The following is a 13,947-nucleotide window of genomic DNA, read 5'->3' on the forward strand; positions in this document are numbered from 1 at the left end:
CTCTCCCAGGGGAATCCCGGCCCCGTCTCCGGCCACGAGAAGAGATCCTTCTCGTGGCCGGAGGCATGAGGAGCCCGGAAACGATCCACTCGGTGGTGAAGGACCGGCGCGCCACCGCCCGGTGCAAGCAGCCCGCCGCCACCTCCGCCATCTGGCGCTTCTTCGCCGGTGTCAGTCGAGCCCCTGATCGAGGTCCTCCCAGGTGATGAGGACCTCGACAGGGTCGACGACGTCCACGGCGGGCCCATGGGAGCGCAGGCCGATCCCGTCGGTGACGTAGGCGCCGTCGGACATCAGCCGGAGGCGCTCCACAGAGACGGCGGGCCCGTCGTCCTGTGCCATGCGCACGATCCAGTAGTGAGGGATTCCCAGAGCGGCGTATTCGGTGCGTTTGTCACGCAGGTCCGCGGTGATGGTCCCGGGTGAGACGACCTCCACGACCAGCAGTGCGTCAGCGGCCGTCGGTTTCGTCTTCCACCGGCCGCGTGGCTCCTCGACGCACCGGTAGACGATCGCGTCCGGCCGTCTGAAGCTGAACGGCACCTCGGAGACGAGCATGTCCAGATCCCCGCTGGCCTTCAGACAGGGGCCGCGCCCCTCCTGCTTCGCCACCCCGTTGCGCAGTGCCATCTCGATCGTCCGGGAGATCGCGATGTGGTTCGGTGACAGCGATTCGCAGTAGAAGATCAGGCCGTCTTTGATCTCGATCAGCCGGGACAGGTCCTCGGGCATCTCCGAGTACACGGCCATGTCGACGACGGGCGGCCGTACGTTGAGAAACGACCAGTCAAACGCTTTGCCCATCGCTCCTCCTACTCGGAATCCGTCCTTCCGACTTTATGGTCTTCCGGAGGCCGGACGGAGCGGAACCACGGCTCGGTACGGGAAAGGTGAGGAACCAGAGCGCCTCTCCTGCTGTCTCAAAGAAGAGGAAGACACAAAGGAGAGGCGGGTCGGCGGTGGACGCGGTGAAGAAAACGCTCGGGTGGCTCGTCGCCCTCGGCCTGGTCTACCTGTCCTTCGTCCACGGTCTGCTGGCAGTCGAACCGACTCTGGACGCGGTCCGGGGCGGGGGCACTCCGGGCGTCTTCCAGATCGAGTCACTGAGCCGCAACGCCAAGACGGGGGCCTGCGGCTGGGAGGGGACCTTCACGTCCCGGACCGGCGAGGTCCGGCGAGGCGTCTCCTACGTCGGGGACGAGTACTGCGGCGACGTGGAGGGGGAGCTGCATTCCGCGCGTGACACCGGCGCGCGTGATGAGGTCTTCGGCGGTGAGAAGACGGGAATCAGCAACCTGGTCTTCGTCGTGTTGTTCTCCCTGCCCGCGCTGTTCGCCCTCCTCATTCTCGCGCTCTGGGGCTGGATCGGCGTGTCCTGGGTGGTGTTGCGGGCACGGGGCCGGAAAAGTCCAGGGGGAGTCGTGCCCGTGAGGGGGCGGAGCATCCGCGAACTCCGGGACGACCCGAGGCTGACCTCCGCCCAGCGGGAGATGCTCCGCCCCCGACCCCGGACGGCGGAGCCGTCTCCCCGATGGGCGCCGGAACCTCTCTCCGCCCTGCCGGAGGAACGGCGGAGAGAGGATGCAGGGCGATGAAGAGGCGGTTCTCCGCGCCCGCCGTCGCCGCTTGGCGGCGATCCGCGGCGTTCTCGCCTTCCGCCGCGGCGGACGTTCGGCCGTTAAGAGGCCGTGGCGGTGAGCGCTTTGGCCGCGTCGCCCCCCGGCCGGGTCAGGTCTGGCGGGTGCCCGCCAGGCGGAGGGCGAACTCGGCGTAGGAGTCGGCGACCTGGTCGGGGGTGTAGGGGGTGTCGGGGCCGTACCAGTTGGCCACGCGCATGCCCATGCCGCTGATGGCGGTGAGGGCCAGGTAGGAGTCGGGGACGTCGAAGACGCCGCGGGCCAGGCCGTCGTCGAGGATGCCGAGGAGGAGGCGGCGTCCGGTGTCGCGCAGGCGCATGATGGGCTCGGCCAGTTCGGGGGAGAGCGAGTGCAGCTCGTTGTCGGCGACGATGGCCAGCAGGGGGTACTGGGCGTGCGCCAGGACGTGGGCGCGGACGACGTCGCGCAGGCGGGAGGCCGGGTCGGCGGCCGCGGTGGCGGCCGCGGTCAGGCGGGCGTGGTGCTCCTCGTGGCCGATGCGCGCGAGCTCGGCCAGCATGTGCTCCTTGGTGGGGAAGTGGGAATAGAGGCTGGCCGAGCGGATCCCGCAGGCGTTCGCCAGGTCCCGGATGGAGGTCCCCGCGAAGCCCTTCTCCGCGAAGAGCAGCAGCGCCTCGCTCAGGATGCGGCCCGCCGTGCCCTCCAGCCGGACGTGGGGCGGTAGCCGCGCCTCGAAGGCCGCGATGCGGCGCTGCCCCTCGGCGACGGCCGTTCGCTCGGTGCTCATGCCCTCATTCTGCCGCCCGGCGGCGGGAACCCCGACCAGGCTGTGGAAGGCCGGGGCCCTTCCGCCGCGCCGGCGGCCTCCGGCTTCCCGGGCGCCGCTCTGTGGGTTCACGGCCGGGTGAGCCCGTTCCACGGGTGGCCGGAAACGGTCACTAGTTATGACATAGCAAGGTTTGTTAGAAAACTTCTAATACATGATTTTTGCGATAAAAGATCGCTATGTTTGATTACCTCGTGGTGGGAGCCGGCTCGGCCGGCTGCGTCCTGGCCAACAGGCTGTCGGCCGACCCGAAGATCAAAGTGCTGCTCGTCGAGGCGGGCGGGCCCGACACGGGCTTCATGTTCACCATGCCCAAGGGCTTCGGAAAGCTCATGGACGACCCGAAAGCCTCCTGGCAGCACCCCACCCGCCCCTTCGGGCCGGGGAACAAACACGAGATCTGGCCGCGAGGCAAGGCCCTCGGCGGCTCCAGCGCCATCAACGGGATGGTCTACAACCGCGGCCAGCGCACCGACTACGACGAACTGGAGCGGCTCGGCAACCCGGGCTGGAACTGGGACACGCTCCTGCCGATCTTCCGCGCGATCGAGGACCACGCCCTCGGCCCGTCCGACACCCGGGGCTCCGGCGGCCCCCTCCAGGTCGGCCCGCCCGGCCGCGCCGAACCGCTGTGCGACGAGATGATCGCGGCGGGCGCGTCCCTCGGCCTGACCGTCACCGAGGACGCCAACGAAGCCGACGTCGAGCGCATCGGCTACGCCACCGCCACCATCAGGGACGGCCGCCGGGTCAGCGCCGCCCGCGCCTTCCTGCGGCCCGTCATGGACCGTCCCAATCTCACCGTCGTCACGCACACCGTCGTCACCGGCCTGCTGTTCGAGGGCGACAAGGTCGTCGGCGTCACGGGACGTTCCCGCGGCGGCGCCCCCGTCGAGTACCGCGCCTCCCGCGAGGTGCTCCTGACGCTGGGCAGCCTCGCCACCCCCAAACTCCTTCAGCTCTCGGGCATCGGCCCGTCCGACGTGCTGCGCGCGGCGGGCGTCCCGCTGCGCCTGGACCGCCCCAACGTGGGCGCCCGCCTGCGGGAGCACCGCTGCATGGTCCTGAAGTTCCGCCTGCGCGAGAACATCGGCTACAACCGCATGCTGAGCACCCCCGGCCGCCAGGCGGTGACCGCCCTGAAGTACCTCCTCGACCGCTCCGGCCCGCTGTCGACGCCCGCCTACGACGTCATCGCGTTCCTCAAGTCCCGCCCCGGCCTGGAGCGCCCCGACGCCCAGCTCCTCATGGGCCCGATGTCCCCGGGCACCTACCAGGCGGGCGAGACCGTCGGCGTCGAGCGCGAGCCCGGCCTCTCCTGCGTCGGCTACGTCCTCGACCCGACCTCCGAGGGCTCCCTGGCCATCACCTCGGCCGACCCCGACGCGCCCCTCGATCTCGACCCCGGCTACCTGCGCTCGGACTCCGACCGCGAGACCAGCGCCGCGATCTTCCGCCGGATGCGCGACCTCTTCGCCGCCGAGCCCATCGCGTCCCGGATCGAGCACGAGACCCTTCCCGGCGCCGACGTCCGCTCCGACGACGAGATCATCGACGCCGCCCTCGACCGCGGCTTCTGCGGCTACCACACCATCGGCACCTGCGCGATGGGCCCGCACGAGGAGGACGTCGTCGACCCGAGCCTGCGCCTGCGCGGCTTCGAGGGGGTCCGCGTCGTCGACGCCTCGATCCTGCCGACCATGGTCTCCGGCAATCTCAACGGGCCCATGATGGCCATGGCCTGGCACGCCGCCGACCTCGTCCTCGCCGACCGCTGACAGGACGGTCCGAACGGGCCTCGAGGATGTCGCCGTCGGGGCCGGCGAAGCAGAGCGTCTCGGGGGCGTGGCCCCGGGCCCCGAAGGAATTCCTCAGGGAGCCCAGGACCGCGATGCCGCGCTCCATCCTCGCCGTGGAGTCGCCGCCCGCCGGGGCGGGATCAGGGCACCAGGGAGTTGCGGCGCACGTCGGACCAGGTGGCGGTGTCGGTGCAGATGCCGCAGCCGGGGCCGTGGAACACCGGGGCGGCCTGGGCGTCGTCCATGAGGTGGAGGCGGAACCAGGCGGTGGTGGGGGCGGCGAACGGGCCGGGGTCGCCGACGATGGTGAAGTGGTCGGCCTTCCGCAGCTCGCCGTAGATCGCGGGGATGTGGGTGGCGTCGTAGTAGAACGCCTTCACCAGGAACGGGTGGACGATGTCGTCGTACTGGCCCGCCATGAGGAAGGCCGGGACGTGCACGTCGTCGATGTCGGCGAGCGGGCCGGGCTGGATCGGCAGGATGACGTCGACGCGCGGGTCGGCTCCCACGACGATCGCGGCCGCGCCGCCCTGGGAGTGGCCGGACGCGCCGATGTTCGCCAGGTCGACGCGGTCGTGGAAGGCGCTGGACGGGTCGTCGTCGCGGGCGGCGAGTTCGTCGATGCCCAGCCGCATGGAGATGCCGAGGTTCGACATGGGCGTGTTGGCGGCCGAGACGATGAATCCGTGGCTGGCCCAGTGCAGCATCAGGTCGCGGTAGACCAGCGGGGCGCCACCGGTCCCGTTGCCCCACACGATCACCGGGTGGCGGCGGGAGCTGGAGGCGATGTCGCGCGGGTAGTAGAGGGTGTTGACCGCGCCGATCTCGACGGCGGTGGCGTACGGGCCGGGCGCGCCCCAGTTCCCGTTCACGGACGGGAACGCGGTCTGCGCGGAGGCGGGCGCCTGGAGGGGGAGGAAGGCGGTGGCGGCGAGCACGGCCGTCAGCGCCAGGCGGGTGAGACGTCGGCGGTGGGACATGGGGGGCTCCTCGATACGGGGGGTGGGGAGGAGCGTCACGACCAGGCTTGGAGCTCGTCGTGACGCGGGGCCGGGACGACCCGGGACTCGGGGTGGTCGAAGGTCATGACGGGACGGGTCTCGTCCCAGAGCGGCCAGCCCGGGTCGCCGTGGGCGGCGAAGGCGACCCAGGCGCGGTGCACGGCGTCGGCGAGCGGCTGGGGCGCGTCGGGGCCGGCCAGCTGCTCGCCGGCGGCGAGGGTGTCGAAGACGAAGCCGATCTCCAGGGCGTGGCAGGCGCCCAGGTCCCGGACGGGGGAGCGCCAGGCGAACTCGTAGACGTGGGCCCGGGCGGCGGCGTCCGCGAGGCGGTGGGCGGGAGCGCGCAGCAGCATGTCGGTGGCGATCTCGCCGAGCACTTCGCCGGGGGCGGCGTCCGGCCGGTTCGCCCGGTACAGCCTGGCGATCCGGCCGGGGACGCGGAACTTCAGCAGGGCGAGCCGGAACGTCAGCCGGTTGATCCTGTCGACGACGCCGGTGGGCACGAACCACAGCCGGTACTCCTCGCGGTTCGTGCCGAGCAGCAGCGCGACGTCCTCCGGGGGAGCGATGCCCTCGCGTGCGCCTGACGGGACGACCTGCCCGTCCTCGACGATGAAGAAGCCGGGTCCGCCGCCGAGGGGGCTTCCCTTGGCGGAGGCCTCGGCCTGGGCGTCGAGCAGGCGTTCCCGGTCGACGGAGGCGAACGCCTCGGCGGTCGGGGGGACGCCGAGGCTCTCGGCCATCAGCTTCACGATCGCCGCGCCCTCGTCCCGCGTCATGATCTGCGGCGGGCCGCTCTGCATCGCTGCGCGCTTGAACAGGCCGCGCGCCCGCGGGGAGGCGAGCAGCGCCGCGATGCTGATGCCTCCGGCCGACTCCCCGAACACCGTGACGTTGCCGGGGTCGCCGCCGAAGGAGGCGATGTTGTCGCGCACCCATTCCAGGGCCGCGATCTGGTCGAGCAGCCCCCGGTTGTCGGGCGCGTCGGGGAAGACGCCGAAGCCCTCGACGCCGAGGCGGTAGTTGAGGGAGACGAGCACGACTCCGTCACGGGCGAACGCCCGACCGTCGTAGAGGGGAAATCCAGAGGAGCCGTTGCGGAACGACCCGCCGTGGATCCACACCATGACGGGACGGCGCCCGTCGTCCAGGGCGGGCGTCCATACGTTCAGGTTGAGGCATTCGTCCCCGGGGATGTCCTCTTCGGGGATCAGTTCGTCCAGCGGCGGCCGGTAGGGCCGCTTGGGCGCGGTGGGCCCGAATTCCAGCGCGTCCCGTACGCCCTCCCAGGGCTCCAGCGCTGCGGGCTCGGCGAACCGGTGCTTCCCGAACGGCGCCGCCGCGTAGGGGATGCCTCGGAAGACGGCGATCCCCTCCTCGACCCGCCCCCGGACCCCGCCCAGCCGTGTACTCACCACGATCTCCATGCCAAGGAGCCTACCGATCGATCGGTAGGTTGCAAGGCCCGATTTCCCGCGCGGTGAGCGCCGCGACGAGCCGTGCGCCCATCGAGAACCCCGCTCTTCCCGTTGCGCGCAGGCCGACTCGGAGAGCTTGACCGGTTGAGGCACTAGTGATGCCGGTTATGTCAGGGGATGATCGGACTTGTGGATGCTGATGGTGCGGTGAAGACCAGGGTGTTGCGGGCCGGGCACCTGCTGCTCGTGGTGGTGCTCGTCTCCCTGGCGATCTGGGCCTTCTGGCGGGTGCGGACCGTGTCGATCCCGGTCCTGCTGGCGGTGTTCATCGCCTCCATGACCGTTCCGCCCGCGCGCTGGATGGTGCGCCGGGGGCTTCCGGCGGCTTTGGCGACCGCCCTGGTCTGGCTCGGCGTCCTCGGCGGGGGGACCCTCCTGGTGACGGGGCTCGTCCCGATCATCGCCGCGGGCGTCGACGACCTGAGCATCAGCGTCGACCGGTTCGTCGTGAACCTGCAGGAGGCCGCCGCCGGCTTCGGCGTGAACGAGACCCGCTTCACCGACCTCACCGAACAGGGCAGGGAATGGCTGTCCCGCCAGCGGGGCGACATCACCGACGGGGCGATCACCGGCGTCATCACAACCGGCGAGATCCTCGTCGGAGCCGTGCTCACCCTCGTGCTGGCCGTCTACTTCACCCACAGCGGCTCGAACCTGTTCGCCTGGCTCACCGGGCTGGCACCCGAAGCGTCCCGCGAACGCCTTCGCTCGGGCGCCTCCGTCGTCTTCCGGGTCATCGGCAGATACATGCGCGGCGTGGCCGTCGTGGGCCTCATGGAGGGGCTGCTCATGGGCCTGGGCCTGTGGCTCCTCGGTGTCCCCCTGGCGATACCCCTGGCCGTCCTGACCTGGATCGCCGCCTTCTTCCCCATCGTCGGCGCCTTCCTCGCCGGCCTGCTGGCCGCGATCGTGGCCTTCGCGGACGAGGGCTGGCTCATCGCCCTGGTCGTCGTGGCCCTCGCCGTCGCCGTCCAGCAGATCGAGGGCAACGTCCTGGCCCCCCAGATCTACGGCCGGGCCCTCGAACTCCCCGGCGCGATCGTCATCATGGCCATCGCGCTGGGCGCCACCCTCGCCGGCATCGCGGGCGCCTTCTTCGCCACCCCCCTCACCGCGGCGGTGGCCGCGCTCATCCACCACCGCTCCGGAGACGGCTCCCTCTCCAGCGGATCCCCCCGAAAGGCCGACCCCGTGCCCTGACCCGGCCGCACGGGGCTGAGATCCCGCGACAGGGGAAGGTGAGCCGTATGGACGAGATGCGGACCGAACGGTGCGGCAAGCGGGTCAGGGCTTTCCTGGGAGGAGAGGCGGTGGCGGACTCCCGCCGGACGCTGCTGGTGTGGGAGCGGCCCTACTACCCGACCTACTACTTCCCGGAGGACGACGTGCGGGGGGACGTGCTCGCCGCGCGGGCCGTCGGGCTCAGGAGGCACGACGGGCATGTGGCGTTCGACTGGGGTGCCGTGGACTCCTGGTTTGAGGAGGACGAGGAGGTCTTCACCCACGCCCGGGACCCGCACAAGCGGGTGGACGTCCTGGCCGGTTCGCGGCATGTCGTCGTGGCGTTCGAAGGGGTGACGCTGGCGGAGTCGCGCAGCCCGAGGCTGCTCTTCGAGACGGGGCTGCCCGCCCGGGTCTACCTGCCCAAGACCCATGTCCGGATGGACTTGCTCAAACCGTCGCAGACCATAACGCACTGCCCGTACAAGGGGCAGGCCGAGTACTGGTCGCTCGAGTCGAGCGCTACCTCCGTCCCTGACGTCGCCTGGTCCTACCGGGCGCCCTTCGCCGAGTCGCAGAAGATCGCCGGACTGCTCTGCTTCTATCCCGACAAGGTGGAACTCCAGGTGGACGGCGAGCGCTGGACCTGACCGTCTCCGCACGCCCATCCTCGGACAAACGTGCGGAGACGCCCCGGTCACCCCCGGAAGATGTCAGACTTGCGGAAGCCGAACCGAGAGGGGACAGCCGTGACCGTCCGTCTGGACCACGTCGTCTTGTGGGTCTCGGACCCGATCCGCTCCACCCGCTTCTACCAGGACGTCCTCGGGCTTCAGCCCCTGCGGCTGGAGGAGTTCCGCGCCGGCGCCGTGCCGTTCCCCAGCGTCCGCGTCACCGACGAGAGCATCATCGACCTCATGCCGAGGACGATGGCGGAGTCCGTGAGCTCGGCACCCGGCATGGAAGGCAGCGCCGGGCACCCGGTCAACCACCTGTGCCTGTCCTTCTCCCGGGACGGCTTCGAGGAGCTCCGGGCCCGGCTCGAGGAACACGGCATCGCCGTCCCGGTGACGATGAAGGACTCCTTCGGCGCCCAGGGCCACGCACCCGAGACGTTCTACTTCACCGACCCCGACGGGAACATCCTCGAAGCCCGCTACTACGACTGACCGGAGCCCCGCCGGCTCATCGGACGACGCGCAGGCGGTGGTACGTCGGATCCGAGGAACCGGTCGGGATGCGTTCGAGGGCGATGCGGGTTCCACCCGGATGGTCGAAGACGCGGGTGCCGTCGCCGAGCAGGACGGGGGCGACGAACATGAGGATCTCGTCGAGCACCCCCGCTTCGAGGCACTGCCGGGCGACGTTCGCGCCCAGGACGCCGACGTATTTGTCGCCCGCTGCGGCCTTGGCCGCTGCGATGCCCTCGCGCAGGTCGCTTACGAAGGTCACGCCCGGCACCGGGGTGCGCGGCGGGTTGTGGGTGAGGACGAACTGGTGGCCGTCCCACCCTCCGCCGTACGGTTCGCCCTGCTGAGGCGTGTCCGCGTAGGGGTCGTCGCCGCGGAAGGTGCGGTTGCCGACCAGGAGGGAACCGGTCCGCTCCATGGTCTCGGCGACCTCCGGTCCGTGTCCCAGCGAGCCCTGCAACCAGGACATGTCGCCTCCCGGCCCGGCCATGAAGCCGTCCAGGGACATCGTGAACTGCCACTGCAACCCGGACATGATCTACCTCCGTGCGTCTCTGCTCGGTCTGTCCCCGTTGAGACGGAGGACCGCGCGGAAACTCATCGGTCTTTCGGCGGCATCTGCGGGGGCAGGCCGAACGCGGGGAACAGCGCGGGGTCGTGGAAGCCGGTGAGGTCGACGATGAGGCCGTCCTCGATCCGCAGGACGGCGATCGCGAAAGCCCGGTGGACGGTCTCGCCGGGGCGCCGGAGGTAGGCCGCGACGGCCGGATGCCCGTTCGCCCGGGTCGCCGCGGTCCGGAACCGGCCGACGTAGGACGGCGAGGCGGGATCCCAGCTCGAGGCCAATGCCGCCATGACCGCCTCACGCCCCTGGAACCACATCGGGTAGGGCGGCATCGTGGTTCTGACCTCGTCGGCCAGGAGCCCGGCCATCGCGGCGAGGTCGGCTCGTTCGAGCGCGTCCATGTACCGGCGCAGCATCTTCCGCTCCTGCTCGGTGGGCTCCGCGGCCGGAGCCCACTCCCAGCGGTCGGCGGGGAGGTGCTCTCTCAACGTGGTCCGGGCCCGCTGCAGTGCGCTGTTGGCCGAGGCGACGCTGCCGTCGAGCAGAGCCGCGGTCTCCTTGGCGGGCCAGCCGAGCACGTCGCGCAGGATCAGCACCGCCCGCTGCCGGGGCGGCAGGTACTGGATGGCGGCCAGGAACGCCAGCTCGATCGTCTCCCTTGCCAGTGCCGCGGACTCCGGTTGTGCGCCGTCCTGTTCGTACGGCCTGTCCGGGAACGGCTGCAGCCACGCGAAGTCGGCACGGGCCGGTCGTGCCGCATCCGGCTGCGACGGAGCCTCCACCTGGTGCGGGAGGACCCGCCGTGCCCGCCCGTCGAGGAAGTCGAGACACGCGTTCGTGGCGATCCGGTACAGCCAGGCGCGCAGCGTCGAGCGGCCCTCGAAGCCGGGGAGGTTCTTCCAGGCCCGCAGGAACGTCTCCTGCACCAGGTCCTCGGCCTCGTCGAACGAGCCCAGCATCCGGTAGCAGTGCACCCGCAACTCGGCCCGGTATCGCTCGACCAGTTCGGCGAACGCCTCGCCGTCACCCGACCGCGCGGCGGCCAAGCCCCCGGCATCCTCCGCGCCCAAAGCCGTCCTCCGTTCCCGGCCGCTCTCGCCGAGCACACTACGACAGGGCCACGACAGAACGCGGCGTCCGGCCACGCGCGGGCGCGGTCCGCCTCCGAGAGGGGCTCAGTAGCCGCGCCGGCGGCAGTCGTACCGGAAGTTCGCGGCCTCGGACAGGACGGCGTTCGGGGTGAGGATCTGCACCTTCTGCCAGCCTGCGTAGTCCCGGCCGCCCATCCTCCACAGGCTCCGTCCCACGGGAAGGGTCTGCGGTCCCGTACCGGTGAACCGCAGGGTCCCGACAGGGCCGGACGCGCCGTCGCTGCGGATCCAGCGGTACGTCACGGTGACCGGGCCCCGGGAGACCGAAATCGACCCTGAGAACGTGAAGGCGTAACCCGTGTCGCAGCGGGCGTACGCGGTGGGCGGACTGACGTACGCCGCCGCCGAGAGGGTGAGGGGCGGGGCCTTGGCGATGTAGACGGTCACCTTGGATCCGGCCTTGACGGTGCTCCCGGCGGGAGGGTCGGTTCCGACGGCTGTGCCTTCCACGGCATCCGAAGTCTCCCTGACGGCGTGTTCGGGAACGAGACCGGCGCTTCGCAGTACCTGCGCGGCGGCGTCGTAGGACGAACCCGCGACGTTCGGGACGGCGACGTCCCGCACCGGCGGCGCCTGCGCGACATACAACGTCACGGAGGTCCCCGCCGCGACCCGTACCCCGGCCTTCGGATCGGTCGAGACGATCTGCCCCGGAGGAACATCACCGGTCCGGCGAGTAGCGATCACCGGCTTCAGACCCGCGTCAAGCAGGGCTTGTACGGCTCGGTCCTGAGGCAGAAGCGCCACGTTCGGGACCGGAACCGTCTTGTTCGCCGACGCCTTCGCCACGTAGACCGTCACCCGTGAGCCTCTTTCGACCTCAGCGCCGGCCTCTGGGGAAGTGGAGACGACTTCTCCCGGCGTCATCCGCTGCTCGTCCGAGATCTCCTGATCCACCCGGTGAGGAACCAATCCGACGCCCCGGATGGCGATCTCGGCTTCGGTGTAGGAGCTTCCCCGGACATCGGGGACGACCACTGCGTAGACCGGTGTCCTCTGCGCGACGACCAGCCCCACCAGCGTGTCACGGCCGATGCTCGTACCCGCCGCAGGATCGGTCTCGATCACCGTCCCCGGCTCGTGCTTCAGGGACTGCTTGAACAAGATGTACGGGACGAGCCCCGCGGCCCGGACCTTGTTCTCCGCATCGGCGTGCGCGGCCCCGACGACGTCCGGGACGGTGACCGTCGCCGCTTCCGCGGAGAGGATCGCCCCCGGCTTCACGGCGGGCGTCCTTCCGTTCTCCCGATCATCGGACGACCGCGTCACCACCGCGATCAAGCAGGCGATCAGGACGAGGACGAGGGCCGCACAGGCGAGAACGGTCCTCCTGCTCTTGGCCGACGGCAACCGGTGTCTCCCCGGCCGGTTCGCCTCGGCGGCAGTGGCGACGGCGGCGGATTCCTCGTCGTCCTGGACGGATTCGTCCTCTGGAGGATCTTCGTTCGCCGAGACCTCGGCCACCGGCGCTTCGCCCTCCGACAGCGCGAGCACGGCGATTTCGGCCACGGCCATGGCGAGGAGTCTCAGCCCGCGCTGCTCCCAGTCCTCCCCGTATGAGGCAGCCGCGGCGGCTTCGAGTTCCGCGGCGAACTCCGCCCCGCTCGCACGGCTTTCGGCGAAGTCCTTCGCGAGCCCCCGCCGGAGCAGACCACGCACCGCCTCGGGTACGTCCTCCAGCGGGATGGGCGCCTGAAGATGCAGCTCCGCCAGTGCGGGGACCGAGTCCGCCTGGTACGGCGTCCGTCCGGTCAGGCACTCGAAGAACACGGCCGCGGCCGCGTATATGTCGCCCGCGGGCAGGACGAGGCCGTGCTGCCATCGTTCGGGCGGCGTGTAAGCGGGTGTGCCGCCGTCCTCGATCCGAGCACCGGAGCGGACCGCGATCCCGAAGTCCACCAGGGTGGTCACACCCTCGGCGGTGATCAGGACGTTCTCGGGCCTGTGGTTCCGGTGCACCACTCCCGCCTCATGCGCGGCGGACAAACCGAGCAGCGAGCCCTTCAACACGGCCAGCGCCGACTCGGGCTCCAGCGGGCCGCGTGCCGCGAGCACCTCCCGCAACGAGACCCCGTCGACCAGGTCCATCACGACGGCGGCGCCGTCGGAGGCCTCGACGTACTCCCTCACCCGGACGACATGCTCGGACCGGAGCCCGGCGAGCAGCGGCGCCTCGTTCCGGAACTCCTCCCGGAACCGTTCGTCGCGCACCAGCCCTTCCGGCAGGTACCTCACCGCCACCAGGGAGTCGCCGTCCTCGTCCACCGCCATCACGACGTGTCCGAAGGCCCCCGCCCCCAGTTCACGCAGATCCCGGTAGCCCGGGACCCGCCAACCCACCGCAAGGTCCATCCGTATCCCAGTCTCAGTCGCACGAAGATGTGCGGGTCCAGTCACCCCAGCGGCAGTAAACCGCACAAAGAAGCTACGAAACGACGAGGACGGACAACATTTCTGAAACTAGATCAAGTATGCGAAGGACCGGCATGCGGCGGCCGCGGGGCGGCTCGCCGGATGCCGGGCGCAGGGGCGTTCACCGCAGGACCGGGAACTTCCGGACGAGGCCGAGTCGGCTCCACCAGGCGCCCAGGCCGAGGGTGTCGCCGGCGTGGACCAGCGCCAGGCCGATGAGGACGAGCGCGTAGACGAGGTGGTCGTCCATGAAGATGTTGTTCTCCGGGGGCAGGACGGCGCTCCACATCATGACCAGCATCAGCGCGCCGGCTCCGGCCGCCACCCGCATGGCGATGCCGAGGATCAGCGCCACGCCGATGCCGAGCAGTCCCACCATGAAGATCCAGTCGATGATCGTGTAACCCGCCAGGCTGTTGTAGAAGCTCTGGAACGGGCCCTTGGCCGCTTTGCTGAGGAATCCCTCGGTGGGGTGTCCTCCTTCGAGCCAGGCGTTCGCCTCGGGGGTCTCGTGGCCGAGGCCGAAGGTCTTGTCGAGGAACGCCCAGAGGAAGACCCAGCCGATGGAGAGCCTGGTCAGCGCCCAGACGAGGCGCGCCGCGGGGGACTCGGTGAAGGGTCCGGGGCGGGCGGCGGACGTGCTGCGGGGGTCGACGTCGTGAGATGAGCTGAAGGTCATTTCTGCTCCTATACGGCGTGGTTCGTC

At 70.5% G+C, this 13,947-nt stretch carries 13 protein-coding genes; 5 read left to right on the plus strand and 8 right to left on the minus strand.

Features of this window, described 5'->3' with window-relative positions; genetic code table 11:
* Positions 1–171: 171 nt before the first annotated feature.
* Positions 172–804, minus strand: a complete 633-nt coding sequence (locus ABGB12_RS15130) for a Uma2 family endonuclease (RefSeq protein ID WP_347678218.1) — start codon at positions 802–804, stop codon at positions 172–174.
* Between the two features lie 155 nt (positions 805–959).
* Here ABGB12_RS15130 and ABGB12_RS15135 point away from each other — a divergent pair, with 155 nt between their 5' ends.
* On the plus strand, positions 960–1,595 hold the full coding sequence (locus ABGB12_RS15135; RefSeq protein WP_347678220.1) for a hypothetical protein: 636 nt from the start codon (positions 960–962) through the stop codon (positions 1,593–1,595).
* Positions 1,596–1,728: 133 nt separating this feature from the next.
* Here ABGB12_RS15135 and ABGB12_RS15140 read toward each other — a convergent pair whose 3' ends face one another.
* The gene (locus ABGB12_RS15140; protein WP_347678222.1) at positions 1,729–2,385 is read right to left on the minus strand and encodes a TetR/AcrR family transcriptional regulator; all 657 of its coding nucleotides are present in this window, start codon (positions 2,383–2,385) and stop codon (positions 1,729–1,731) included.
* 218 nt (positions 2,386–2,603) lie between these two features.
* On the opposite strand from ABGB12_RS15140, the gene ABGB12_RS15145 reads away from it, so the two are divergent.
* A complete protein-coding gene (locus ABGB12_RS15145) occupies positions 2,604–4,202 on the plus strand; it encodes a GMC family oxidoreductase N-terminal domain-containing protein (RefSeq protein ID WP_347678224.1) in 1,599 nt (532 codons plus the stop codon).
* A gap of 161 nt (positions 4,203–4,363) precedes the next feature.
* Here the strand turns inward: ABGB12_RS15145 and ABGB12_RS15150 are convergent, their stop codons facing one another.
* On the minus strand, positions 4,364–5,203 hold the full coding sequence (locus tag ABGB12_RS15150; RefSeq protein WP_347678226.1) for an acetylxylan esterase: 840 nt from the start codon (positions 5,201–5,203) through the stop codon (positions 4,364–4,366).
* 35 nt (positions 5,204–5,238) lie between these two features.
* The gene (locus tag ABGB12_RS15155) at positions 5,239–6,651 is read right to left on the minus strand and encodes a carboxylesterase family protein (RefSeq protein WP_347678228.1); all 1,413 of its coding nucleotides are present in this window, start codon (positions 6,649–6,651) and stop codon (positions 5,239–5,241) included.
* A gap of 180 nt (positions 6,652–6,831) precedes the next feature.
* On the opposite strand from ABGB12_RS15155, the gene ABGB12_RS15160 reads away from it, so the two are divergent.
* The 3 genes from ABGB12_RS15160 to ABGB12_RS15170 all read left to right on the plus strand — a co-directional run bounded on the left by ABGB12_RS15160 (position 6,832) and on the right by ABGB12_RS15170 (position 9,092).
* The gene (locus ABGB12_RS15160) at positions 6,832–7,902 is read left to right on the plus strand and encodes an AI-2E family transporter (protein WP_347678230.1); all 1,071 of its coding nucleotides are present in this window, start codon (positions 6,832–6,834) and stop codon (positions 7,900–7,902) included.
* Positions 7,903–7,949: 47 nt separating this feature from the next.
* Entirely contained in the window at positions 7,950–8,573 is a 624-nt protein-coding gene (locus ABGB12_RS15165; protein ID WP_347678232.1) for a DUF427 domain-containing protein, read from the plus strand.
* 99 nt (positions 8,574–8,672) lie between these two features.
* Positions 8,673–9,092, plus strand: coding sequence for a VOC family protein (locus tag ABGB12_RS15170; protein ID WP_347678234.1), 420 nt, complete (start codon positions 8,673–8,675; stop codon positions 9,090–9,092).
* 16 nt (positions 9,093–9,108) lie between these two features.
* Here the strand turns inward: ABGB12_RS15170 and ABGB12_RS15175 are convergent, their stop codons facing one another.
* From ABGB12_RS15175 to ABGB12_RS15190, 4 genes are all read right to left on the minus strand, one after another.
* A complete protein-coding gene (locus tag ABGB12_RS15175) occupies positions 9,109–9,648 on the minus strand; it encodes a dihydrofolate reductase family protein (RefSeq protein WP_347678236.1) in 540 nt (179 codons plus the stop codon).
* Positions 9,649–9,710: 62 nt separating this feature from the next.
* Positions 9,711–10,748: a sigma-70 family RNA polymerase sigma factor gene (locus ABGB12_RS15180; RefSeq protein WP_347678238.1), complete on the minus strand. Its 1,038-nt coding sequence runs from the start codon at positions 10,746–10,748 to the stop codon at positions 9,711–9,713.
* Between the two features lie 105 nt (positions 10,749–10,853).
* Entirely contained in the window at positions 10,854–13,181 is a 2,328-nt protein-coding gene (locus tag ABGB12_RS15185; RefSeq protein WP_347678240.1) for a PASTA domain-containing protein, read from the minus strand.
* Positions 13,182–13,362: 181 nt separating this feature from the next.
* Positions 13,363–13,920, minus strand: coding sequence for a hypothetical protein (locus tag ABGB12_RS15190; RefSeq protein ID WP_347678242.1), 558 nt, complete (start codon positions 13,918–13,920; stop codon positions 13,363–13,365).
* Between the last annotated feature and the right edge of the window lie 27 nt (positions 13,921–13,947).

The organism is Actinocorallia sp. B10E7 (assembly GCF_039871655.1).
In the GTDB taxonomy this organism is placed as follows: Bacteria; Actinomycetota; Actinomycetes; order Streptosporangiales; family Streptosporangiaceae; genus Actinocorallia.